Below are 23094 nucleotides of genomic sequence, written 5' to 3'. Positions count from 1 at the left end.
CCCCCGCGCGCCCGGGGCCCCCCCCCCCGGGGCGCCGCGGGGCCCCCGGGGGGCCCCGCGACGGGTCCGTAACAAGTGCATGACGTCCTCCATCTGAGGGGCCGCGACGGTGGATGACCGCGCGGCGCGGTGCCAGGCGCTCTGCCAGCCGTGGCGGGGAGCCACGGCCGGCCGCGCGGCGGGGGCGCTCACCGGGCCGTCGGGGCAGGCTCGCGCCCAGGTCCTTCAGCCGGGCCTCGGATCTGGCGCCGACGTCCGGCGTCAGCCACGGGTGGGGTCAGACATGGCGTGGCAGTAGAGCCGCGGGGTGTGCCAGGTGACCTCGGGTGGGATTCCGCCATCGCCGAATCGACACGAGCTGCGATCGGGGCAATGATAGCATCTACTATGTAGCAACTCAATGAGAGGTTGCTGGCCGGTCAGCCCCCGGCTGGCGCGTCCCCCGCGGCGGACACGCCAGCCGCTTCGTCGACCGGCCCGCCGCACCAGAAGCCGTCCGGCTGGTTGCCCGGCACCACGGTGTAGGCCGTGCCCGCCGGATCCACCGTCAGGAAGTTGAAGCAGGCCGCCGGGGCGTTCGGCGTGCTCAGGTCGGTCGGCGCGACCAGGCCGCCGGCGTCGAAGTCGTGGACCTGGCGCAAGTTCGCGATGAACGACTCCCGGCTCGGGCACGGCCCGGCGACCTCGAGCCCTTTGATCATCTCGTCGGTCGCCACGTAGGCGCCGAGGGCGAGCTCCCCGTTCGGGTCGGCCAGTTCCGGCGCGTACCTGGCCATCGCCTCCTGGTAGGCGAGCATCGCCGGCGACTTCTGCTCGAACGCGTGGTAGCCGACGATCACTGACATGCCCGCCATGTCGGGGCCCCGCCGCGCGAGCATGGCCGAGCTGTAGCCGTTGTTGGTCAGCGCGACCCTGAGCCGGACCCCGTCGTTCTTCGCGGCCGCGTAGATGTCGATGAACGTCTCGAGCGGGATCGCGCCGACCAGCGCGTCGGCGCCCGTCGCGCGCAGCTGGCTGACGACCTTGGCCGGGCTGGAGATGCCGGAGGTGAAGGCGGCCTCGCCGACCACCTCGACGCCCTGGCTGCGCAGGCTGGGCGCGTACTGGTGCGCGAGGCCTCCCGACGCCGCGGCTCCGGGGTCCACGACGATGAGCGCCCTGGTCGCGCCCCGCGCCCGCGCGAACCTGCCGAACGTGTCGACGGCGCCACCCTGGTTGAACAGCGAGCCGAAGTGAAACAGGTTGTCGTGCTTGCCCCAGGCGTCGCCGGTCGCCACGCCCGTCACGGGGATGCGGTCGCTGGCCAGCCAGTCCGCCGACGGGCCGAGCGCGATCGAGGTCGCGATCAGGCCGAAGACGCCCTCGGTGTCGACCAGTTCGTGCGCCGCCCGCGCGAACTGGTCCTCCCGCGACGCGTCGTCGCGCCACACCAGGTCGATCCGGCGGCCGTGTACCCCGCCGGTCGCGTTCTGGGCGCCGATCCTGGCCTCCGCGGCACCGCGGGCCGCGCCGAAACTGGTGGCGATGGCGCCGCCGCTGTCAGGGAAGATGAGCCCGATCTTGATGGAGTCGGCGGTCACGCCCGGCGCGGAACAGGCCGCGTCGGCGCTGCCGGGACCCGTGGCGGGCGACGAGTCGCAACCCGCGAGCACCCCGGGTAAGCCGACGAGTAGGGCGACCGCCGCCGTGGCGGTCCGCGCGCGCGTGCGCCGACGGTTCATGAGCATCTCCTGCCGCTGACACATACGGAGAGTTACTACATCGTAGTTGCGATGTAGAGGACCGCACGCTACCGCGCCCGGAGCAGGTGGGAGCGGGTGAGGTCGCCCGATCCCACCGAAAGTGGCGGGCCCGGCGCTCGCCGCCGTGTCGGCGCGCGTGGCCCGGGCGGGGCGTCGCAGGGGGCGGCCCGGTAGGCCGGGAGCGGCCTAGTGAGAGCGCCGCTCGGTGGCGACGATGCTCGCCAGGAAGATCCGGCGGACCTCGTCGTCGTGCCGGCCGTGCTCGGGGTCGATGGACTCGGCGAGCTGCCGGGACACGGCGAAGCCGCGGATCGCGTGGAACAGGGCGCTGTTGCGGGCCGGGTCGGCGTCAGGGCCGAGCGCCTCGGTCAGCAGCCGGCGGATCTGGTCGGCGACCTGCGTCGACATGTCGGCCAGGGCGGCCGAGGCCTCGGCGGAGGTGTCCGGGTCGCTCTGCAGGTTCAGCATGATCTGCATCCGCGCGAGGTAGGCGGGCGCGCTGTAGTACTGCGCGAGCAGCTCGTAGAGCGCCTCGACGCGCTCCTCGAGGGTTTCGCCCTCGACGTGGCGCTGCGCGATCGAGGCGATGAACCGGCGGTTGAGCTCCTCGACGGCCGCGATCATCAGGGATTCGCGCGAGCCGAAGTAGTACTGGATCGCGCCCCAGCTCACGTTGGCGCGCCGCGCGATCTCATTGGTGCTGGCCCGGTAGAAGCCGAGTTCGAGGATGCACGCGACGGCGGCGTCGAGGATCTGGGTGCGCCCCGCCGGGTCGCGGCTCGCCCGGCGCCGGCGGGACCGATCCCGCGGCGGCTGCGCGGCGGTGTGGCCGGCCACGCCGCCGGCGAGGTTCTCGGCGATCTCGGACACGTCGCTCCTCGTGGTAGCACCGGCGTCGGCTCGACCTGGGTGCGTGGGCCTCGTTCCGCTGGAGGGCCTCGGGCCGTTGTTGACCAGATCCTTTCATGGCGCGCCGCCGGCGGGGTGTCCCGTCGGCCACGTCGAGCGCCCGCGAGGGTGACGCGTCGGCGTTCTCCCTGGCGCGCAGGGGGTTCGGTATTTTTGGTGTCTACAACATAGTAAGTGCTATCGTGCTGGTCATCACGCCGAGCGGCGAGTCCCGCCGGTCTGACCACTGGGGCACGCGGGAGGGAAGAATGGCCGAGACGCGACACTGCGACCCGACGGCGCCACCCGTCGGCGGCGCGACGGCGCGGGCGAGAGGCCCGCTCGCCGGCCTGACGGTGCTCGACCTGTCCTGGGGTGTCGCGGGGCCCATCACGGCCATGCTGCTTGCCGACTCGGGGGCCGACGTGCTGCGGGTCGAGCCGCCGGGGGGCGACCCGGTGCGCGACGACGTCGCGTACAAGGTCTGGAACCGGGGCAAGCGCTCCGCCGTGCTCGACCTGACCGACGCCGAGCAGCGCGCCGCGTTCCTGCGGCTGGCCGACGCCGCGGACGTGCTCGTCGAGTCGTTCGCGCCGGGCGTCACCATTCGCCTGGGAATCGACGCGCCGACGCTGCGAGCACGCAACCCGCGGCTGGTCTACTGCTCGATCACCGGCTATGGCCCCGACGGGCCGGACGCGCACCGGCCCGGCTACGACTCGCTCGTCGCCGCCAGAACCGGCCTGCAGTGGGAGTCGCGCGGCGTTCTCGGTACTCCGCTGAACAGGATCCGTGGCGCCGCCATCCCGAACGCCGACGTCGAGATCCCGGACCTGCCGGCGAACCGGTTCGACCAGGAAGGGCCGGTCTTCCTGCGGTCGACCTGGCCGAGCCTCGGCGCCGCCTACAACGCCGTCGTCGGCGTGAGCGCGGCGCTTCGCGCCCGCGAGGTCACCGGCCGGGGCGACCTGGTCGAGACGTCGCTCGCTCGGGGCGCGATCGCGGCCAACGCGCCGAACTGGCAGTGGGCTGAGAACCTCGACGCTCCCGGCTTCTGGATGTGGGTCACCGACCGGCGCTCGCCCGAGGGCCTGTTCGAATGCGCTGACGGCCGCTGGGTGCACTTCTGGACGATCCGACCTTCGCTCGTCCTGGAGGCCGCCGAAGGCGACGAACTGGTGCTCGACGGCCCGAAGGAGGACATGAAGTCCGGTATCCGCATCGGCATGGACGCCGACGAGGTGCCGATCCTGTACCTGTACTACGGGCTCCTCCAGGAGGCATTCAAGAAGTTCCCGTCCGAGCAGTGGGTCGCCTTCGGCGCGGCCCGCAACCTCGGCATCGCGCTCGTGCGTTCGCCGGAGGAGGCGTTCGCCGACCCGGCCCTGCTCGCCCAGGGCTGCGTCGTCGAGGTCGACGACCCCGACGCCGGGCCGATCCGGCATGCCGGCGTGGTCCTGGAGTTCTCCGAGACGCCTGGCGCGGTCCAGGGCCCGGCGCCCCGGCGGGGGGGAGCACACCGCGGCGGTCCTGGCCGCCGCGCCCGTCCCGGTGCCCGGCGCCGCCCCGGTGCCTGCTCCCATCCGGGCACCCGCGCCCCCGGGGCCGGCCCGCGCGCTGCCGCGCGGCCCGCTCGACGGCGTGCGGGTCCTCGACCTCGGCCTCGGCGTCGCGGGTCCCTGGGGGGCGAAGGTCCTCGCCGACCTTGGGGCCGACGTCATCAAGGTGCACGCGCTGCACGACGGCTACTGGACCCGCACGCACATGGGCCTGGCCACCAACTGGGGCAAGCGCTCGATCGCGCTCGACCTCAAGGACCCGGCCGGCCGCGAGGTGCTGGAGCGGCTTCTCGCCACCGCGGACGTGGTCGCGCACAACATGCGCGCCGGCGCCGCCGAGCGGCTCGGAATCGGCTACGACGAACTTCGCGCCAGGTACCCGCGACTGGTCTACTGCCACACCCGCGGCTTCGAGGACGGCCCGCGCTCTCGCCAGCCCGGCACCGACCAGACCGCCAACGCGCTGGCCGGCACCGAGTACGAGGACGGCGCCTGCCGGCTCGGCGCCCCGCCGATGTGGAGCCGGGTGAACATGGGTGACACCGGCAACGGCTTCCTGTGGGCGACGGCCGTCATCCAGGCCCTCTACCACCGTGAGCGCACCGGGCAGGGCCAGAAGGTGTCGACCGCGATCATCAACGCGACCCTGCTGGCGACGTCCTACGCCTACAGCCTCGCCGACGGCACCCCCGTCGACCGGCCCCGGATCGACGCGAGGCAGCGGGGCCTGTCGGCGCTGCACGGCCTTTACCGACTCGCCGGCGACGACTGGCTGTCGATCGCCGTCCTCGACGAGGCGGCGTGGCCCGACCTGTGCGAGGCGCTGGCGGCGCCGGAACTCCTGGCCGACCCGCGCTTCGCGGACGCCACCGCCCGCGTGGCGCGCGACACCGAGCTGCGAGCCGCCCTCGAGCCGCTGTTCGCCCGCCGCGACGCCGACGACGTCGTCGCCGCGTTCGAGAAGCGCGACCTGCCGTGCGAGCTGTCCGTGGACACGTTCGGCGCCGCGCTGTTCACGGACCCGGCGCTGCGCGCGCTCGGGGACGTCGTCACCGCGACGGTCCCCGGCGTCGGGACGCTGGAGCAGGCCGGCGTGCTGGTCAGCCTCGCCGACAACCCCGGGCGGGTGCCCGGCCCGCCGTGCCTCGCGGGCGAGCACACCCGCGCGATCCTCGCCGAGCTCGGCTACGACGCCGCCGCGGCCGCCGCGCTCGTCGAGGCCAGGTCCGTCCTCGCCCTCTGAACCGCGGCACCCACTGAATCGCCGCACCCGCTGAATCGCCGCACCCCATCCGCGCCCCATCCGCCATCCGGCCACCCCGGCAGCGCTCCGGAAAGGGAGGCACCATGTCCGGCTCTGTTCCCAACGGCCTCGATCGGCTCATCTCGGTCGACTCGCATTACCAGTGCACGGTCGACGCGCTGAAAGAACGCACGTCCGCGAAGTTCCACGACGCCATCGACCACGCCAACCGGCTGGTCGAGGCACCCAAGCGCGCCGCCGTCCACCTGCGCGGCCTGCCTCCCGTGGGCCTGGGCTCCTACCTGCACGAGGCCGCACGCAACCCGGGCTACTTCGACCCGGTGGCGCGCCTCGCCGCGATGGACGACGACGGCGTCGACGTCGAGATCCTTTTCTCCGACCTGTCGTCGTTCCGGATCTTCTACAAGATGCTGGACGGCTGGAAGGAGACCGCGCGGGCGTTCAACGACTTCAGCTCGGACTTCGCCGCCGCGGACCCGGACCGGCTGCTCGTCGCCTACCAGCTGCCGCTGCGGGAGATCGACCATGCCGTCGCCGAGCTGGACCGACTGGTGAGCGATCACGGGGCGCGCACCATCCACCTGCCGACCAGCCCGAACGAGTGCGGCCTGCCGGAGTACTTCGACCCGCGCTATGACCCGCTGTGGGCCCGGCTGCAGGAGATGAAGATCCCGGTCTGCATCCACCTCGGCGTCTCGGACGCCACGTGGGAGATCGCCGCGCGTGACCCGACCCCGCAGATGGGCGTCTTCACCTCGCAGCAGCCGCTGCGGCTGGCCGAGCAGCTCGGCATGCTGCTGCTGTCCGGCCTGTTCGAGCGTTTCCCCGACCTGCAGTTCGTGCTCGTCGAGCCGGGCCTGGCCTGGGTGCCGTGGTACCTGAACACGCTCGACTCGATGACCACGCACGGCTACGAGTTCCCCGCGCTGAAGGACAAGCCCAGCGCGTACTTCCACCGCAACATCTCGCTGACCTTCATGGACGAGCGGCGCGGCGTCGAGATGCGCCACGAGATCGGCGTCGACCGGATCATGTGGTCCACGGACTTTCCGCACCCGGCCTGCACCTGGCCGAACTCCCGCAAGGTCGTCGCCGACCTGATGGCCGGTGTCCCCGACGACGAGGCCCACAAGATGGTCTACGGGAACGCCAAGCGGATCTTCAACGTCTGACCGGCCCGTCCGGCCCGTCCGGCCGGTCCGTCTGACCGGACGTCTGACCGGCATGCCTGGTCGCCCGTCGGACCGAACGCATCGACTCCTGAGAAGGGCATCTCCATGGCAGCGACGGTCAAGGCCGGCTCCCGGCTGACCAGCCAGGTCTGCGAAACCCAGGTCATCGTGGTCCGCCCCGGCGGAGGCTCCCTGGAGCTCGGCTGTGGCGGTGCCCCGCTGATCGCGCACAGTGAGGCCCCTGCCCCGGACCTCGCGGCCGATCCCGCGCTGCTGGGCGGCAGCCAGCTCGGCAAGCGGTTCGTCCTCGACGGCGAGGACTCGCTGGAGCTGCTGGTCACCAGGTCCGGCAGGGGAACCCTCACCGCGAACGGCGTACCCCTCGTGGAGAAGCAGGCCGCCCGGCTACCTTCCAGCGACTAGCCCGACCTCCAGCCCGGGCCGGCGCCCCAGGCTCCACCAGGCGACGACACTGGCATGCCCCTTGCCGACGATCACCCGCCCTCCCGCCCGTAGCCGAGGATCCGCTCGCGTTCGGCCTTTGTGGGCGCATGGCCGAGGTGGTCCGGCGGGATCCGCGGCCACGCCTCGTCGGTCAGGAACCGCAACAGCCGCGCGCGCCGATCCGGCGCCGTTCGGGTCGCTATCGGGCGCTGCCGCCGCTCCCGCGATGCGGCGTTGATCGCCCGCTTCGTCGTCTCGTCAGCGAGTGCCGTCACCTCCACCGCCAGCCGCTCGGTTTCCGGATCCTTGACGTTCAAGGCCATGGCGGAACCATACGTGATCTGGTGTACCTCTACCAGGAAGAACTTATCCGGAAGTCCGCGTTCCTCGGGCTCTCTATACGTTGGGGGTGGCGGGAACTTGCCACTCTCGATGCCCGCGAAGCATCGGTGGATGTCGGTGACCAGTCTATGGAACAAAGCTGAGCGCTCGTGAAGCGCTAGTAAATCGCTCGCTGTCCTATCGGGGTGCTCGTATAGCCTGCCTGCGCTTTAAGGCTTTGAGGGTAGAAGTTTCGCCGAAGGCGCTCGGTGACGAAGAGAAATGCCCGCATTGGCGCCAGTGGACGGGTGGAGCGGTGGAGAGGTCAGGTGCCGTCGTTGGATGTGTCGGGGGCGTAGGCGCGGACGAAGAGGCCGACGTTGGAGCGGATGGCCGTGTCCAGTTCGGGGGAGCCGGGCGCGGGGGGCGGGGAGATCGCGAAGGTGCCGAGCTCGGTCATCTGCCAGGAGGTTCCGGAGACGAGGGTGACGAACTGGCCGGCGGCGCGGGCCGGGTCGTCGATGCGCAGCGCGCCGGCGTGGGCGAGACGGGCCAGGTTGCCGATCAGGGTGGGCCAGACGGGCGTGGCCACCCGTGAGCGCCACAGGGCGAGCAGCCCCGGATGGCGCGGCGACTCGGTCTGCACGAGAAGCCGCAGGGACGCGGTCCGCGGGCTCATGAACACCTCGACGAGGCGGTGCGCGAGGTCGACGAGGTACTTCGCCGCGTCGTCTGCCCCGTCGACCCGGTCGGGGAACGCCAGCGTCGCGGCGCGCAGCTCGTCGAGGCTGACCGAGATCTGGGCGTCGATGACGGCGAGGAAGAGCTGCTCCTTGTCGCCGAAGTGGTTGTAGACGGTCTGACGCGAGGCCGGAGTCGCCGCGGCGATGTCGTCGAGGCTGGTCGCGGCGTAGCCCTGGCGGGCGAAGACCTCGAAAGCGGCCTCCATGATCGCTTCGCGTTTGGCGCGCGGCCGGTGGCTCGACGTCCCCTCGCGGACCCCGCCTGCTTCGCCGACCACGGGCACAGGCTACTATCCTGGACTCAATCGACCAGAAATTTGGACAGTCATGTCCATCAAGGTGGGCGGTGCTGCCTCCGCTGGTCGTGGCCGGCTTTCGGATCAAGGAAAGGCCAGGAGTCGAAGTGTCTTCGCCCGCGGTTCCCCGCACCGTCGTCATCGGAGCCGGCCCGGCCGGCCTGACCGCCGCCTACCAGTTGACGGCGCACGGCGCGCCCGTCCGCGTCTTCGAGGCGGACGACGTGGTGGGCGGCATCAGCCGCACGGTGGAGCGCGACGGCTGGCGGTTCGACATCGGCGGGCACCGCTTCTTCACCAAGGTCGCCGCCGTCGAGGCGCTGTGGCGCGAGATCCTGCCGGCCGAGGACTTCCTGCTCCGCCCACGGATGAGCCGGATCTACTACCAGGGCAAGCTCTACGACTATCCGTTGCGGGCGCTGAACGCGCTGCGCAACCTCGGTCCCGCGCAGGCCGCGCTCGCCATCGGCTCCTACGCCTGGGCGCGGGCGCGGCCGCCGAAGGACCAGGCGGACAACTACGAGGCGTGGCTCGTCGCCCGGTTCGGCTGGCGGCTCTACCGCACCTTCTTCAAGACGTACACCGAGAAGCTGTGGGGGATACCGGTCAGCGAGATGCCCGCCGACTGGGCCGCGCAGCGGGTGAAGAACCTGTCGCTCTCCTCCGCCATCGCCAACGCCGTCCTGCCGAGGCGGAACCAGAAGGAGATCACGAGCCTGATCGAGGAGTTCCACTACCCCAAGCTCGGCCCGGGGATGATGTGGGAGGAGGCCGCCCGCAAGGTCGAGAAGCTGGGGGGCGGCGTCACGTTGAACGCGGCCGTGACCGCCGTGCACCGGGCAGACGGCCGGGCGGTCGCCATCACGGTCACCACGAGCGCCGGCGAGGTCGAGCGGGTGCCGGCGGACCACGTGATCTCATCGACGCCGCTGTCGACGCTGATCCTGTCTATGGACCCGCCCGCGCCCGCCCGCGTCGTCGAGGCGGCGCGCGACCTCCGTTACCGGGACTACCTGACCGTGGCGCTCGTCGTCCCGGCGGAGTTCAGCTTTCCGGACAACTGGATCTACATCCACGACCCCGGCGTCCGGGTCGGACGCATCCAGAACTACGGCTCCTGGTCGCCCTACCTGGTGCAGGAGGGTCGTACCTGTCTGGGTCTCGAGTTCTTCGTCTTCGAGGGCGACGACATGTGGACGAAGCCGGACGACGAGCTGATCGCGCTGGCAACCCGGGAGTTGGAGTCGCTCAGGCTGGTGCGGCCCGGCGCGGTGGAGAGAGGCTACGTCGTCCGGGTGCCCAAGGCGTATCCGACCTACGATCAGTACTACCGCCGCAACGTCGAGATCATGCGGGAATGGCTCGAGGAGAATGTCCCGAACGTCCATCCGGTCGGCCGCAACGGCATGCACCGGTACAACAACGCCGACCATTCGATGCTCACCGCCATGCTCACGGTCGAGAACATCCTCGACGGCACCGCGCACGATGTCTGGACGGTCAACGTCGAGGAGGAGTACCACGAGGAAAAGCGCCCAGCCGCTGGCTCGCCCACCCGGCCGGCGAAGGAGCGGATCACAGGCACGGGCAGGGACGCGCCGGTGATCCCCCGCCGAACGAGCCCGCCCCACTGAGCAAGGCCCCGAGTGAGGAATGCACCGTTTGGTGGATGCGCCGAGCGGCGAATGCACCAACAGTCCGGCCCGGTCCGGCGGCTCGATCAGTTCACCGCGTGATGCGTGCCGATCGTCGTCACGGCAGCAGGTTGAAGTAGTCCAGGCCGTGCGGCCGGATCGCGCGGAAGTGTCCGTCGATCGTCGCGATGTCTCGCTCTCCCAGTCGCTCGGCGATAGCGATGACCGAGGCGTCCGCGGCTCCCAGGGGAAACGTGCGAAACTGCCGCATCAGCTCGACGATCCGAGACATGTCCGCGGCGGTGAGATCGGCCTGTCGGAACGCGCCTCGGTGGACTGAGTCGATGAACTGGATCTCGGCGCTCGCTCCTACTCGTTTTGTGATTAAGTAGGATGTCTCCGCAACCACATACGGTGTGACGACGAGTTCGTTGTCGTGTGCCTCCAGTAGCGACGTCATCTGTTTGTGGTTCTTGTCTCGCTGGTTCATCGCCGCGACGATCACGTTGGTGTCGACGATCACTCCCGCCGGTCCCCGCGGTTGATGCCATACAGGTACTCGTCTACCCGCTCACTGAGGTCCTCGGGACCTTCGAAGCGCGGCAGGTCTCGCACGCTCATCCGCCGGCCGTTCGTCCGCCGCTCGTCATAATCGATCATGCACTGCAACGTCCGCTTCGCCTCTTCGAGGCGCTCGGGACGGAGGCGGTCGACCAGTTCGTGCAGATCGCGGTACACGGGGTCGCCGTTACTCATAGATTGAGGATAGGCCTTGGCGGGCCTTGTGGCGGGCCGAACCGTCCGATTGAACGCGTGGAGGACCAGCCGCCAGGGCGATGTGCCAGCATGGGATCGGCTGGCTTCGGAAGCCCGACGATGTGGTCGCGACTGCGCGTCGGTATGTACCACTGAGCGAGCCACGCCGCTCGGGCTGATCTCGAGGGACATCCTCATCCTTAGGGTCAGGGGCGCCAGGGCCAGGGCGCCAGGGCCAGGGCGCCAGGGCCGGGGCGCCAGGGCCAGGGGCGATAGGGTCAGAGGGAGCTCTCGAAAAATGAGGATATGCGAAATTGCCGATTTGGCAAGCTCGCGGCGAAGTCGCGATTCGGCGAGCGCTAGATAAGCGCTCTTGAATCGTTCTCTTTATAGGTTGGCTATGAATGGCTGGGTGGGCGCTAAAAGTAGCTTGAACGACCGGGCTCCGGTCGCTGGGTGCGTTCGGCGCCGTCATGGACAGCGCTTGGCCGGCGACGCGGTTCCATCCGCACCCACCACGGCGCGGTTCGGCCACGTCGGCGTCGAGGTCGAACCAGCGCACCGCGGCGCTGACCTGACAACCCGGTCGACGCGGCACTCTGCCGTCTCCGTGCTGCCACGGCCGGCGGTGGGCTGGTCTGGTCGACGCGCCAGATCGGCGCGCCGACGGACATCGGTACCCTCCGGGCCATGACGGACCTGCTCGGACCCGCGGTGTCGCCCGCGACGGTGGCCGAGGCGGAGGCGGCGCAGGAGGAGTTGCGGGCCCGGGTGGAACTGGTCAGCGGGCTGCGCGGCTGGCCGGTGACCGTCGCCGGGCTCGACGTGTCGTACGAGGCCGGGTCGTCGCGGGTCGCGGCGGCGGCGGTCCTGATCGACGTGGCGACCCTCGCGACGCGCGAGTCGGCGGTCGTGACCGGGACGGCGAGCTTCCCCTACGTCCCCGGGCTGCTGGGTTTCCGGGAGGTCCCGATCCTGCTGGAAGCGCTGGCGAAGCTGACCGATCGGCCGGATGTCCTCGTCTGTGACGGCTACGGGATCGCTCACCCGAGAAGGTTCGGCCTGGCGTGTCATCTCGGCGTCGTGACCGGACTGCCGTCGTTCGGGGTCGCCAAGACAGCCTTCACCGCGACCTTCGAGGCACCCGAAACCGAGCGCGGCCAGTGGTCGCCGCTCCTCGACGGCGCCGAGACCCTCGGCCGGGCGGTGCGTACCCAGAGCGACGTGAAGCCGGTCTTCGTCTCCGTCGGCCACCGCGTGACTCTCGACGAGGCCACCGACCTGACGTTGGCTCTCAGCCCCCACTACCGCCTCCCGGAGCCCACCCGCCGCGCCGACGCCCTTTCCCGCGCCGCTCTGCGCCCCGCCGGTCAGGACGCGCGACGTGTCTCGCCCCCCGGTGGCTGAGAAGAAGGTTCTGAGGTCGCCCGGATTTCGGCGCCTGATCCGGTCGGCGTCGACGGCGCCGTCCTTGTGATCTTGTCTGGGTGTGCCCGGCCGCCGATCCGCGCGCACATCTGACGATCAAGAACGGTCAGGCGTCGCGCGGCCTCCATGGCCGCCCGATCTGTGCGCTGTTCGGCGGTTATTGACCGTTTTGATCGGAACTTCGCGCAGACCTGGTGATCCATCCGGCAGGCCGGGCCGCGAGGGGCCTGGTGATCGATGGCTGTCTGCGCGGATCGGCGCTCGGCGGGTCCACGCCTGCCGGCCGGTGCCTCCGCTGGTCCGAGTGTCTGTCGGGCCGTGTCCTCGCCGGTCCGCGCATGAGATCCACGAGTGGGACCGTGGCCCGGTTCGTCCGGGGTTGCGCGAGACCCATTAGTGACTCTAAATTCACTAAGGCCCCGTCATGGGCGGCTGGACCGCTCGAAGACCGCGTGCTTGCTCGATCTTTGAGCGGTGCTAGTTAACGTTAAATCACTAGGAGGTTGGGTGGAGGCTGGGAAGAGCTGGCGGGCGGCCGAGGGGACCGTGCTGCGGTCCCGGCTCGACACGGGCGCCGAGCGGTACCGGGCGAACCGCGCCGCCCAGCTCGCGGTGCTCGCCGAGCTCGAGGCGGAGCTGGACAAGGCCCGCGACGGCGGTGGGGCTCGCTACCGGGAACGTCACCACAGGCGTGGCCGGCTGCTCGCCCGTGAACGGATCGAGCTGCTCGTCGACCGGGACTCGCCGTTCCTCGAGCTGTCGGCGCTGGCCGGCTGGGGCAGCGAGTTCGCGGTCGGCGCGAGCGTCGTCACCGGGATCGGCGTGGTGGCCGGCGTCGAGGTGGTGGTCATCGCGCACGACCCGACGGTGCGCGGCGGCGCGATGAACCCGTTCTCGCTGCGCAGGACGCTGCGGGCGCTCGAGGTCGCGAGGCGCAACCGGCTGCCGGTGGTGAACCTGGTCGAGTCCGGCGGCGCCGACCTGCCGAGCCAGTCGGAGCTGTTCGTCCAGGCCGGCAAGATCTTCCACGACCTGACCGAGCTGTCGTCGATGGGGATCCCGACGGTCGCGCTCGTCTTCGGCAACTCGACGGCCGGCGGCGCCTACGTACCCGGCATGTGCGACTACGCGGTGCTGGTCGACCGGCAGGCGAAGGTGTTCCTCGGCGGGCCGCCGCTGGTGAAGATGGCGACCGGCGAGGAGTCCGACGACGAGGACCTCGGCGGCGCCGCGATGCACGCCCGGGTCTCCGGCCTCGCGGACCATTTCGCCGTCGACGAGCTGGACGCGATCCGGATCGGCCGGCGGATCGTCTCCGAGCTGAACTGGCGCAAGCGCGGCCCAGGGCCGACGCTGCCCGCCGACGAGCCGCTCCACGACCCGGACGAGCTGCTCGGGATCGCCCCGGCGGACTTCCGGATGCCGTTCGACCCGCGCGAGGTGCTCGCTCGGGTGGTCGACGGCTCCCGGTTCGGCGAGTACAAGCCGGAGTACGGCACGAGCCTGGTGACCGGCTGGGCGTCGGTCCACGGCTTCCCGGTCGGTGTCCTCGCGAACGCGAACGGGATCCTGTTCGGCGAGGAAGCGAAGAAGGGCGCCGAGTTCATCCAGCTGGCCAACCAGGTGGACACCCCGCTGATCTTCCTGCAGAACACCACCGGCTTCATGGTGGGCGCCGCCTACGAGCAGGGCGGCATCATCAAGGACGGCGCCAAGATGATCAATGCTGTCGCGAACAGCACGGTGCCGCACCTGACCATCAACATGGCGGCCTCGTTCGGCGCCGGGAACTACGGCATGTCCGGGCGGGCCTACGACCCGCGGTTCATGTTCGCCTGGGCGAACGCCAGGCTCGCCGTGATGGGCGCCGCCCAGCTGGCCGGCGTGCTGTCCATCGTGGGGCGGGCCGCGGCGGCCGAGTCCGGCCGGCCGTTCGACCAGGCGGCCGACGACGCGCGCCGGGAGGCGATCGAGCGCCAGATCGCCGCCGAGTCACATGCCTTCTTCATCAGCGGAAAGCTCTACGACGACGGCGTGCTCGACCCCCGTGACACCCGCACCGTGCTCGGCCTCGCGCTTTCGGCCGCGCATTCAGCCCCGATCGAGGGACGCCGTGGCTACGGCGTCTTCCGAATGTAGCTTGTGGTTGCTTTTCGCTGCTCCGTTCCAGTTGGCTGGGTGGTTGCTTTCTACTGCCTCCTTCCGCTGGGCTTCAGTTCGGTCGATAGGTATCGGTTGCGTTGGGGTCGGGTTGCCTGCTGGCCTTGGAAAGGCGGTCTTTGTGTGGGCTTCAGTTCGGCCGATAGGTGGCGGTCGTGCTGGGGTCGGGTTGCCTGCCGGCCTTGGGTAGGCGGTCTTTGTGGTTTCGGTTCGGTTGGCAGGTATGGGTCGTGCTGGGTTGGGTTGCTGGCGGTTTCGGGTAGGCGGTCTTCGTGGTGCCGCTCCCGGAGGAATCGAGTGAAGCGACGAGACGAACAAAGAAACGATGTGACGCCTCCGTGATTACCAAGTTGTTGGTCGCCAACCGGGGCGAGATCGCCGCCCGGGTGCTGCGGACGGCGCGCGAGCTGGACATCGGATGCGTCGCGGTGTTCTCCGACGCGGACGCGGACGCGCCCTTCGTCGCGGCCGCCGACGAGGCCGTCCGGCTGCCCGGCGCGAGCCCGGCCGAGACCTACCTGCGCGGCGACCTCGTCATCGCCGCCGCCCTGCGTACTGGAGCCGACGCGATCCACCCTGGCTATGGGTTTCTCTCCGAGAACGCGGGATTCGCCCGCGCCTGCGCCGACGCCGGGCTCGTCTTCGTCGGACCACCGCCGGCCGTGATCGAGGCGATGGGCTCGAAGACCCGCGCCAAGGAACTGATGGCCGCCGCCGGCGTCCCGGTGCTGCCGGGACTGGTCGTCGACGAGGAGCTGGCCGCCGACGAGACGGCGCTCGCCAGGGCGGCCGCGTCGCTCGAGTTCCCGCTGCTGGTCAAGGCCGTCCACGGCGGCGGCGGGCGGGGCATGCGGATCGTGCGCGCCCCGGCGGAGCTTCCCGCCGCCGTCGCCGGCGCCCGGCGCGAGGCCGCGTCCGCGTTCGGTGACGGCGCCGTGTTCCTGGAGCGCTACGTCGAGCGGCCCCGGCACATCGAGGTCCAGATCTTCGCCGACGCCCACGGCCACGTCACGCACCTGTTCGAGCGGGAGTGCTCGATCCAGCGGCGCTACCAGAAGATCATCGAGGAGGCGCCGTCCGTCGCCGTCGACGACGAGCTGCGCGGGCGCCTCGGCTCGGCCGCCGTCGCCGCGGCGACGGCGATCGGCTACGTCGGCGCCGGCACCGTCGAGTTCGTCCTCGACCGCTCGGGCCGGTTCTTCTTCCTGGAGGTCAACACCCGGCTGCAGGTGGAGCACCCGGTCACCGAGGAGATCACCGGGCTCGACCTGGTGCGGACCCAGCTGCTCGTCGCGGAGGGCGCGCCGCTGCCGCCCGAGCTCCTGACCGCGCGGATCACCGGGCACGCCATCGAGGCCCGGCTGTACGCCGAGGACGTCGCGGCCGGGTTCGGGCCGTCGACCGGCACCGTGCACCGGTTCGAGGTCCCGGCCCTGCCCGGGATCAGGGTCGACAGCGGCGTCGCCGACGGGTCGGTCGTCGGCGTGCACTACGACCCGATGCTCGCCAAGGTGATCGCCCACGGCGCGAGCCGCGAGCAGGCGGTCCGCCGGCTGGCGAAGGCGCTCGACGGCACCCGGGTGCACGGGGTGACGACGAACCGGTCCCTGCTGGTCGCGATCCTGCGCGAACCGGAGTTCCGCGCCGGCGACATCGACACCGGCTACCTGGACCGGCACGACCCGGCCGCCCTCGGCTCCGCCGGCCCGCCCGGGGCCAGAGGCGGGCCCGCGCTCGCCGGGGCCGCGCCGGATGAGGAGGTGCTGGCCACCCACCTCGTCGCGGCCGCGCTCGCCGGGGCCGCCGACCGCCGCGCTGGCGCGCCCCTGCCCGGCGTCCCGCCCGGCTGGCGCAACGTGCCCTCCGCCCCGCAACGGGTCGAGTTCGAGGCCGCCGGCGGCACCGTCGAGGTCACCTACCGCCACCGGGTCACCGCCCGCGCGGGCGGCCGGCGGGTCGAGGCGACGGTCGCCGGTCGGGCGCTCGACGTCGAGGTCCACCACGCCGACGCGGGTCTCGCCGACCTCACCGTCGACGGCGTGCGTGCCCGGGTGACGGTCACCCGGGTCGGCGGACCGGCCGGCGGCCGTCGCGGCGACCTGGTCTACCTGGACGGCCGCGGCGGGTCGACGGCGGCGCGCGAGGTGCCCCGGTTCGTCGAACCGGGCGCCGTCACGCCGCCCGGTTCGCTCGTCGCGCCGATGCCCGGCACGGTCGTCCGGCTCGCCGCCGTCGGCGACACCGTCGCCAGCGGGGCGATCGTCGCGGTCCTGGAGGCGATGAAGATGGAACACACGATCACCGCGCCGTACGACGGCGTCGTCACCGAGCTGCGCTTCGGCCAGGGCGACATCGTCGACGCGGGCAAGGTGCTCGCCGTCCTCACCCCGGTCGCCGCGGCCGCGGCCGCGACGTCCGGCATGGCCGCGATGCCGGCCGCTGCGACGACGCCGGCCGCGGCGGCTGACGCGGCCGAGGAGGTGGCCTGATGGCGGTCGACGTCGCGACCCTCGTCGCCGACCTGGCCGACGAGTCGGCGGACCTGACCGCGCTGGTGGCCGGCCTCGACGAGGCGGACTGGCGTGTCCCGACTCCGGCCGTCGGCTGGGACGTCCTCGACCAGGTCGCCCACCTGGCCTTCTTCGACGAGGTCGCCACACTCGCCGCCACCGACGCGGCGGCGTTCGAGGCCGAGAGGAAGGCGCTGGTCGCGCTTGGTGAGGACTTCCCCGACGTCGTGGCGGCGCGGTTTCGCGACCGGACGGGCGCGGACGTGCTCGGCTGGTTCGAGCGGGCCCGCGCACATCTGCTGACCACACTCGGCGCGGTGCCGGCCGCGGCGAAGCTGCCCTGGTTCAGCCGGCCGATGAGCGCCGCCACGTCGCTGACCGCCCGGCTGATGGAGACCTGGGCGCACGGCCAGGACGTCGCCGACGCCCTCGGCGTGCCGCGGACGCCCTCGGCGCGGCTGCGGCATGTCGCGCACCTGGGAGTCGCCACGATCCCCTGGGGCTTCAGCGTCCACGGCCGCCCGGCGCCGGCCGCGCCGCCGCGGGTCGAACTCACCGCCCCGGCCGGTGACACCTGGGTCTGGGGACCGCCGGGGGCGGCGAACGTCGTGCGCGGGCCCGCGCTCGACTTCTGCCTGCTGGTCACCCAGCGCCGTCACCACCGCGACCTGGCGCTCACCGCGACCGGTGACGACGCGCTGGCCTTCCTGGAGGTCGCCCAGGTCTTCGCCGGCCCGCCCGCCCCCGGCCGCGCGCCGGGCGGGCAGCGCCCATGACGACGCCCGTGCCCGCGTCGGCGGCCGGCGTGCGGCGGCCGGCGCGGATCGCGAACTGCTCCGGCTTCTTCGGCGACCGGATCGACGCCGCCCGGCTCATGGTCGACGGCGGTCCGATCGACGTGCTGACCGGCGACTACCTCGCCGAGCTGACGATGCTGATCCTGTGGAAGACCCGTGGCCGGCCCGGCGGCGTGGGCTACGCCCGGACCTTCCTCAGCCAGGTCGAGGACGTGCTCGGCACCTGCCTGGAACGCGGCATCAGGATCGTCTCCAACGCCGGGGGGCTCGACCCCGCCGGCCTGGCCGAGAAGGTCCGTGAGGTCGCCGCCGGGCTCGGCCTGCGCGCCAGCGTCGCCTACGTGACGGGCGACGACCTGGCCGACCGGATCGGTGCCCTGCGGGCCGGCGGCGAGCCGTTCGCCCACCTCGACACCGGCCGCGGCCTCGCCGATGCCGGCGTCGAGCCGGTGACCGCGAACGCGTACCTCGGCGGCTGGGGCATCGCGGCGGCGCTGACGGCGGGCGCCGACGTCGTCATCACCCCGCGGGTCACCGACGCCTCCCTGGTCGTCGGCCCGGCGGCCTGGTGGCACGGCTGGGAACGCACCGACTGGGACCGGCTCGCCGGCGCCGTCGCCGCCGGCCACGTCATCGAGTGCGGCCCGCAGGCCTGCGGCGGCAACTACCCGTTCCTCGACGAGGTGGCCGACCGCCGCTACCCCGGCTTCCCGGTCGCCGAGGTCGCCGCCGACGGAAGCAGCGTCATCACCAAGCATCCGGGCACCGGTGGCGCCGTCACCGTCGGCACGGTGACCGCCCAGCTGCTCTACGAGATCGCCGCGCCCGCCTACGCGGGCCCGGACGTCGTCGCCCACTTCGACACCTGCCGGGTCACCCAGTGGGGCCAGGACCGGGTGCGGCTGTCCGGCACGCGTGGCACCCCGCCACCGGACACGCTCAAGGTCGCGATGAACTACCTCGGCGGCTACCGCAACACGGTGACCATGGTCCTCACCGGCCTCGACATCGAGGAGAAGGCCGCCTGGGCCCGGGCGGAGCTGTTCGACCTGCTCGGCGGCGAGGGCTCGTTCGACGCGGTGGACGTCCAGCTGCTGCGTTTCGACCGCCCCGACGCCGAGACGAACGCGCTCGCGACCGCGCACCTGCGGGTCACGGTGCGCGACCGCGACCCGGCGAAGGTCGGCCGGCGGTTCTCCGACGCGGCGGGCAGCCTCTTCCTCGGCGGCTACGCCGGCTTCCACACCACCACCCCGCCCGGCGGCGCGAGCTCCTACGGCGTCTACTGGCCGACGCTGGTCGCCCGCGACGCCGTCGAGCACCGCGTCGTGCTCGACGACGGCGCGTCGCTGGTCGTCCCGCACAGCCCGTCAGCCGCGGATCCCGCCGTTTCCGGCGGCGTCGACGGCACCGGTGGCGGCGGCATCGACGGCGTCGACGCTGGCGGTGGCACCGATGGCGGCGCTGAGGGTGACATGCCTGGGCGGGCGGGCGCGGCGCCGGCCGAGGGGACCGCGGTTGAGGCGGCGGCGGTGGAGGCGGCGGCCGAGGAGGCAGCGGCTGACGAGACCGTGCGGGTCCCGCTCGGCCGGCTGATCGGCGCCCGCTCGGGCGACAAGGGCGGCAACGCCAACGTCGGGCTGTGGGCGCGGACCGACCCCGCCTACCGCTGGCTCGCGGCCACCCTCACCACCGAGAAGTTCGTCGAGCTGCTCCCCGAGGCGCGCGGCCTGCCGGTGCGCCGCCATGAACTCGCGAACCTGCGCGCGCTGAACTTCGTCGTCGTCGGCCTGCTCGGCGCGGGCGTCGCCGCCAGCGCCCGTCTCGACCCGCAGGCCAAGGGCCTCGGTGAGTACGTACGCTCCCGCTTCGTGGACATCCCTACCGCCCTCCTCGAGACGCCATGAGCCCGCGGGCCGGGGCGACCAGCCGCCGTGATCGAGGAGTTCACGCCGCCGCCGGCGCGCGCGGCCGGAGCACCCGCGGCGAAGCGCGCGCGGGCCGGCCGGCATGACGGCGGCGTCCGGCCGGGTGCGCGACCCGGAACGACGGGACAAGATCCTCGTCGTGGCGGCGGAGCTGATCGCCGCCCGTGGGTACCACGCGGTGACGATGGCCGAGATCGGCCAGGCCGCCGGCATCGTCGGTTCCGGTGTCTACCGGCATTTCGAGAGCAAGGCCCAGGTGCTCTCGGCGCTGCTCGACCGCACGATGACCGAGCTGCTCGACGACGCCGCCCGCGTCGTCGACGCCGGTCACGACAGCGCGACCACGATGCTCCTGCTCGTCCGGGCCCAGGTCGACTTCTCGATCGACCACCGCGACATGGTCGGGCTCTACCGCCGCGAGGCGCCCACCCTGCCCGCCGACGAGGGCCGCCGCCTGCGCCGTATGCAGCGCCGCTACAACGAGGAATGGGTGACCACGCTCGGCGAGCTGCGTCCCGAGCTGTCGGACGCGGCGGCCCAGACGCTCGTTCACGCCGCCATCGGCGCCATCCAGTCCGTCGTCAGCTACGACAGCGGCCTTTCTCGCCCCGACCTGGTCACCCTTCTCACCACCGCGGCGCTCGCCTGCCTCGGCCTGCGTGACCACGCGGCCGTCGACGGGCCGGCCGCCTGACCGACCGCCGGGCGATGATCGGAAAGGGGGTTCCTGTTCGGGCCCGCCCGTCGGTCATGCCGGCCCGCCCGAGTCGGTGTCGCCCGAGTCGGTGTCGCCCGAGTCGGTGTCGCCTGGGCTGGTGTCGCCCAGCTCGATGTCATGCCGGGCGGCGGGGGCCGGGTTTCGTCCCTCCGGCACCGGGACGGCCCCGACGAGGTGGATCTCGTGGCGGAGCCGATGCCGCAGCAGGGCGGCGAGCGCGGCCAGGTGAGCGCGCTGGTGGGCGTCGAGCGACTCGCGCCGGGTGGACAGCAGGCTCTCCACGGTGGTCAGGTCGTCCGGGGTGGCGTCGCCCAGCGGGACGATCGCGAGCCGCGCCGCGCGCAGGTCGTAGGCACAGATCTGGCTCCGGTCCACCAGGACCGCGAGCCAGTCGCCGTCCGCGGACGCCGCGACGGCCGTCGGCGCCCCGCCCACGTCGATCGTCTGCGTCTCCGCGCCGCGGAACAGGGAGTGCACCACGAGCGGGGACCGCGGGACGACGGACACGACGGCGCGGGCCCGGGGGAGCACGACGGCGCTCCAGGGCAGGTAGTGCCCCGACGTGCTGGTGGCGACGACCGGCAGCTCCGGGGCGACGCGCACCATCACGTCGCCGCTTCCGCCGACCGCGATGAGGTGCTGCCCGTCGGGCGTGAACCGCACGGTGGCGTCGTGGAAGGGCGTCGACGAGTGCGCCCGCAACGAGGCGTGGCCCAGCACGGCGTCGGTGGTCAGGTCGTAGACGTGCGCCCAGTTGCCGGCGTCGACGACCGCGAGCCGGCGGCCGTCCAGCGAGATGGCGCACGCGTTCATGTACGGGCTGGCCCGGTAGGGCCGGTTCGGTGGCCCGGCGTCGGGCAGCACCCGGGCCGGGCCGAGCTCGCCGGTCGTGCCCCAGAGCTGGACCGTCGGCCCGCCGGCCACGGTGAGCACGCGGGCGCGCGACGCGGGGTCGCCGGAGGCGGCTGGATCGGCGGGTAGCGGGAGCAGCGCCCGTGGCCGCGGCGTCTGGCCGAGCTGGCGGTCGGTGCCCGCGGCCAGCGCGTGCACCGTGGCCGGCTCGTCCTCACCCCCACGGACGAGGAAGACGGGCCCGTCGCGGTCGTGGCCACCGGCGACGACCGCGGCCGGCCGGGGGCCGGGGGGCAGCGCCCCGGCGAGCTGCGTCCGAAACCGCGTCCCGGCGTGCTGATGGACCGCTCCGGTCGCGACGTTCCAGACCCAGACGGCGTTTCGCCCGACGACGGTGACCATGGAGCCGTCCGGGGCCATCGCGAGCTCGATCGGGTCGGCTCCTCCCTGCCAGGGCAGGGACGTCTGCCCGACCCGGACAGCCAGCGACAGCCGGGTGAGCAGCACGTCGTGCGCGGGGACGGCGATCCGGGTGTCGTCCCGGACGGTCTGTCCGAGGGCGCCCCGCAGCGTGCCGAACAGCGCCTGTTCGTCGGGACGGCCGGGCCGCCATCCCGCCTCCTCCAGCCGGCCGGCCGCGTAGAGCGCGTCGCGGTACCGCAGCCGCGGGACGAGCCGCCACAGGTCGTCGTGCCGGCCGGCGGCGATGGTGCCGTCGACGAGATCGCCGCTCTCGCCGACCCTGAAGGCGCGGAGCCGGTCCGCCGGGTCGGTGCCCAGCATCATCCGGATCATGTCCGCCTGGCCGTCCGCGCGGGCCGCCGCGCGCAGCGTGAACCGCGTCCGCTCGGGGGCGTCCGCGTAGACCGTGGCCAGCAGGCGGCCGTCCGGGTCGAGATCGTGATAACGGTCCCACTGCCGGGTCACCGCGAGCACGGCCGCGCGGTCCGCCTCGTCCACTGGCAGGTACCCGGCGTCCCGGACGGCCGCGACGGCCTCCTCGTCGCCGCTGCGCGCACGCGCGCAGACCGCCTCCCGCGCGGCCTGGTCGACGAACGACCGCGCGGCGGCCCGCAACAGGTCGACCAGCGCGTCCGGCGGCGGGCGACTCTCCGGCGGGCCCATGACCGCGGGCTGGAGGCCGAGGTAGTCCAGGAGCAGCGGCACGGCCGCCGCGGACCGGTCCCGCAGCGGGTCACCCCGTGCGACGGCCTCGGCCAGTGCCCGGACTCCCCGGTCCCGGGATCGCCATCCTCGTCCGGCCGCGGCGCGCAGCAGCCGCTCGACCGCCCGCCTCCGCAGCACCCGCGCTTCTCCGTCCGCCGCCCGGGGTTCAACCTCGCCGGGTCGATCGTAGAAGCGACCGGAGACAGCCCGAGGTCACCCGCGCCGCGGCCCGCCGTCGTCCGTCACGGCCTGGCGGACGAGAACGTCGACGTTGTACTCGGCGGCGAGGCGGACCGTGAGGTCGGGGTCAGCGCCGGGAGGCCAGGCCGCGAGGTGGAGGCCCTCGGCGCCGCCGGGGGTGAACAGCAGGAGCAGGTCGGCCGGCCGCTCCTGGGCGACGCAGCGGTGGGTCCAGCCGCGGGGGACGAACACCAGGTCGCCGGTGGTGGCCAGGAAACGCCTCGGCTCGTCGCCGACCTCGATGAGCGCCCGGCCGGCCAGGACGACGAACGACCGGTCCTCGCCGTGGTGGGCGAGCATGGGCGCGTCGTCCTCGGGAAGCAGCCGGACCCGGAGCAGGCCGTACGCGCCGCCGGTCGTCGCCGCCGTGGCGAGCGGATCGGGCGCTGAGCGCGTATCCGGGGCGCCAGCGGCGGCCGCGCCCCGGATCTCGCCGTGCCCGGCGCCGGGCCGGACGTGGAAGGGGTCCACCCGG

Annotated in this window: 18 protein-coding genes and 1 pseudogene; 11 read left to right on the top strand and 8 right to left on the bottom strand. The window is 72.5% G+C overall.

Annotation, left to right across the window (positions count from 1 at the left end; all coding sequences use genetic code 11):
- Positions 1-419: 419 nt before the first annotated feature.
- Both I6A81_RS23925 and I6A81_RS23920 read right to left on the bottom strand, forming a co-directional pair.
- Positions 420-1721, bottom strand: coding sequence for an ABC transporter substrate-binding protein (locus I6A81_RS23925; protein WP_203003757.1), 1302 nt, complete (start codon positions 1719-1721; stop codon positions 420-422).
- Between the two features lie 207 nt (positions 1722-1928).
- Positions 1929-2612 carry a TetR/AcrR family transcriptional regulator gene (locus I6A81_RS23920; protein ID WP_203003758.1) on the bottom strand — a complete coding sequence of 228 codons (684 nt, stop codon included), beginning with the start codon at positions 2610-2612 and terminating at the stop codon, positions 1929-1931.
- 95 nt (positions 2613-2707) lie between these two features.
- Between I6A81_RS23920 and I6A81_RS43810 the strand changes: the two are divergent.
- From I6A81_RS43810 to I6A81_RS23900, 4 genes and pseudogenes are all read left to right on the top strand, one after another.
- A pseudogene (locus I6A81_RS43810) lies at positions 2708-4129 on the top strand (CaiB/BaiF CoA transferase family protein); the annotation flags it as partial.
- A complete protein-coding gene (locus tag I6A81_RS43805) occupies positions 4074-5432 on the top strand; it encodes a CaiB/BaiF CoA transferase family protein (RefSeq protein ID WP_238429340.1) in 1359 nt (452 codons plus the stop codon). The pseudogene I6A81_RS43810 and the gene I6A81_RS43805, both read left to right, overlap by 56 nt.
- A gap of 104 nt (positions 5433-5536) precedes the next feature.
- Positions 5537-6625 carry an amidohydrolase family protein gene (locus I6A81_RS23905; protein ID WP_203003760.1) on the top strand — a complete coding sequence of 363 codons (1089 nt, stop codon included), beginning with the start codon at positions 5537-5539 and terminating at the stop codon, positions 6623-6625.
- Between the two features lie 105 nt (positions 6626-6730).
- Positions 6731-7048 (top strand): hypothetical protein, encoded by a 318-nt coding sequence (locus I6A81_RS23900; protein WP_203003761.1) that lies wholly within the window; start codon positions 6731-6733, stop codon positions 7046-7048.
- Between the two features lie 71 nt (positions 7049-7119).
- On the opposite strand, the gene I6A81_RS23895 is transcribed toward I6A81_RS23900, so the two are convergent.
- The gene (locus tag I6A81_RS23895; RefSeq protein WP_203003762.1) at positions 7120-7392 is read right to left on the bottom strand and encodes a type II toxin-antitoxin system VapB family antitoxin; all 273 of its coding nucleotides are present in this window, start codon (positions 7390-7392) and stop codon (positions 7120-7122) included.
- Positions 7393-7715: 323 nt separating this feature from the next.
- Positions 7716-8411 carry a TetR/AcrR family transcriptional regulator gene (locus I6A81_RS23890; protein ID WP_307874867.1) on the bottom strand — a complete coding sequence of 232 codons (696 nt, stop codon included), beginning with the start codon at positions 8409-8411 and terminating at the stop codon, positions 7716-7718.
- Between the two features lie 125 nt (positions 8412-8536).
- Between I6A81_RS23890 and I6A81_RS23885 the strand changes: the two genes are divergently transcribed.
- Complete coding sequence (locus I6A81_RS23885) at positions 8537-10063, top strand: NAD(P)/FAD-dependent oxidoreductase (protein ID WP_203003763.1); 1527 nt, start codon at positions 8537-8539, stop codon at positions 10061-10063.
- Positions 10064-10181: 118 nt separating this feature from the next.
- Here I6A81_RS23885 and I6A81_RS23880 read toward each other — a convergent pair whose 3' ends face one another.
- Together I6A81_RS23880 and I6A81_RS23875 are read right to left on the bottom strand one after the other, a co-directional pair.
- Entirely contained in the window at positions 10182-10586 is a 405-nt protein-coding gene (locus I6A81_RS23880) for a type II toxin-antitoxin system VapC family toxin (protein WP_203003764.1), read from the bottom strand.
- Positions 10583-10819 carry a hypothetical protein gene (locus I6A81_RS23875; protein WP_203003765.1) on the bottom strand — a complete coding sequence of 79 codons (237 nt, stop codon included), beginning with the start codon at positions 10817-10819 and terminating at the stop codon, positions 10583-10585. The genes I6A81_RS23880 and I6A81_RS23875 overlap by 4 nt, the downstream gene beginning before the upstream one ends.
- Positions 10820-11509: 690 nt before the next feature.
- Here I6A81_RS23875 and I6A81_RS23870 point away from each other — a divergent pair.
- From I6A81_RS23870 to I6A81_RS23845, 6 genes are all read left to right on the top strand, one after another.
- Positions 11510-12226 carry an endonuclease V gene (locus tag I6A81_RS23870; RefSeq protein WP_203003766.1) on the top strand — a complete coding sequence of 239 codons (717 nt, stop codon included), beginning with the start codon at positions 11510-11512 and terminating at the stop codon, positions 12224-12226.
- Between the two features lie 528 nt (positions 12227-12754).
- Entirely contained in the window at positions 12755-14386 is a 1632-nt protein-coding gene (locus I6A81_RS23865) for an acyl-CoA carboxylase subunit beta (RefSeq protein WP_203003767.1), read from the top strand.
- A gap of 359 nt (positions 14387-14745) precedes the next feature.
- Positions 14746-16896: an ATP-binding protein gene (locus tag I6A81_RS23860; protein ID WP_203003768.1), complete on the top strand. Its 2151-nt coding sequence runs from the start codon at positions 14746-14748 to the stop codon at positions 16894-16896.
- Complete coding sequence (locus I6A81_RS23855; RefSeq protein ID WP_203003769.1) at positions 16896-17693, top strand: TIGR03084 family metal-binding protein; 798 nt, start codon at positions 16896-16898, stop codon at positions 17691-17693. The genes I6A81_RS23860 and I6A81_RS23855 overlap by 1 nt, the downstream gene beginning before the upstream one ends.
- Positions 17690-19621 (top strand): acyclic terpene utilization AtuA family protein, encoded by a 1932-nt coding sequence (locus I6A81_RS23850; RefSeq protein ID WP_203003770.1) that lies wholly within the window; start codon positions 17690-17692, stop codon positions 19619-19621. The genes I6A81_RS23855 and I6A81_RS23850 overlap by 4 nt, the downstream gene beginning before the upstream one ends.
- A 103-nt stretch (positions 19622-19724) precedes the next feature.
- On the top strand, positions 19725-20336 hold the full coding sequence (locus I6A81_RS23845) for a TetR/AcrR family transcriptional regulator (protein WP_203003771.1): 612 nt from the start codon (positions 19725-19727) through the stop codon (positions 20334-20336).
- Between the two features lie 54 nt (positions 20337-20390).
- Here the strand turns inward: I6A81_RS23845 and I6A81_RS23840 are convergent, their stop codons facing one another.
- Complete coding sequence (locus I6A81_RS23840) at positions 20391-22517, bottom strand: WD40 repeat domain-containing protein (RefSeq protein ID WP_203003772.1); 2127 nt, start codon at positions 22515-22517, stop codon at positions 20391-20393.
- Positions 22518-22592: 75 nt separating this feature from the next.
- Positions 22593-23090 (bottom strand): cupin domain-containing protein, encoded by a 498-nt coding sequence (locus tag I6A81_RS23835; RefSeq protein ID WP_307874866.1) that lies wholly within the window; start codon positions 23088-23090, stop codon positions 22593-22595.
- Positions 23091-23094: the final 4 nt, after the last annotated feature.

Origin of the sequence: Frankia nepalensis (assembly GCF_016786325.1) — a bacterium.
Lineage (GTDB): Bacteria > Actinomycetota > Actinomycetes > Frankiales > Frankiaceae > Pseudofrankia > Pseudofrankia nepalensis.
Note: the sequence above shows the minus strand (reverse complement) of the source record. Positions and strands in the feature narration are given on the sequence as shown.

Bases quoted from the DNA above. Each gene is read 5' to 3' on its own strand.
- I6A81_RS23895 (WP_203003762.1), bottom strand. From the start codon at position 7,392: ATGGCCTTGAACGTCAAGGATCCGGAAACCGAGCGGCTGGCGGTGGAG.
- I6A81_RS23875 (WP_203003765.1), bottom strand. From the start codon at position 10,819: ATGAGTAACGGCGACCCCGTGTACCGCGATCTGCACGAACTGGTCGAC.
- I6A81_RS23900 (WP_203003761.1), top strand. From the start codon at position 6,731: ATGGCAGCGACGGTCAAGGCCGGCTCCCGGCTGACCAGCCAGGTCTGC.
- I6A81_RS23845 (WP_203003771.1), top strand. From the start codon at position 19,725: ATGACGGCGGCGTCCGGCCGGGTGCGCGACCCGGAACGACGGGACAAG.
- I6A81_RS23905 (WP_203003760.1), top strand. From the start codon at position 5,537: ATGTCCGGCTCTGTTCCCAACGGCCTCGATCGGCTCATCTCGGTCGAC.
- I6A81_RS23855 (WP_203003769.1), top strand. From the start codon at position 16,896: ATGGCGGTCGACGTCGCGACCCTCGTCGCCGACCTGGCCGACGAGTCG.
- I6A81_RS23925 (WP_203003757.1), bottom strand. From the start codon at position 1,721: ATGAACCGTCGGCGCACGCGCGCGCGGACCGCCACGGCGGCGGTCGCC.
- I6A81_RS43805 (WP_238429340.1), top strand. From the start codon at position 4,074: ATGCCGGCGTGGTCCTGGAGTTCTCCGAGACGCCTGGCGCGGTCCAGG.
- I6A81_RS23870 (WP_203003766.1), top strand. From the start codon at position 11,510: ATGACGGACCTGCTCGGACCCGCGGTGTCGCCCGCGACGGTGGCCGAG.
- I6A81_RS23850 (WP_203003770.1), top strand. From the start codon at position 17,690: ATGACGACGCCCGTGCCCGCGTCGGCGGCCGGCGTGCGGCGGCCGGCG.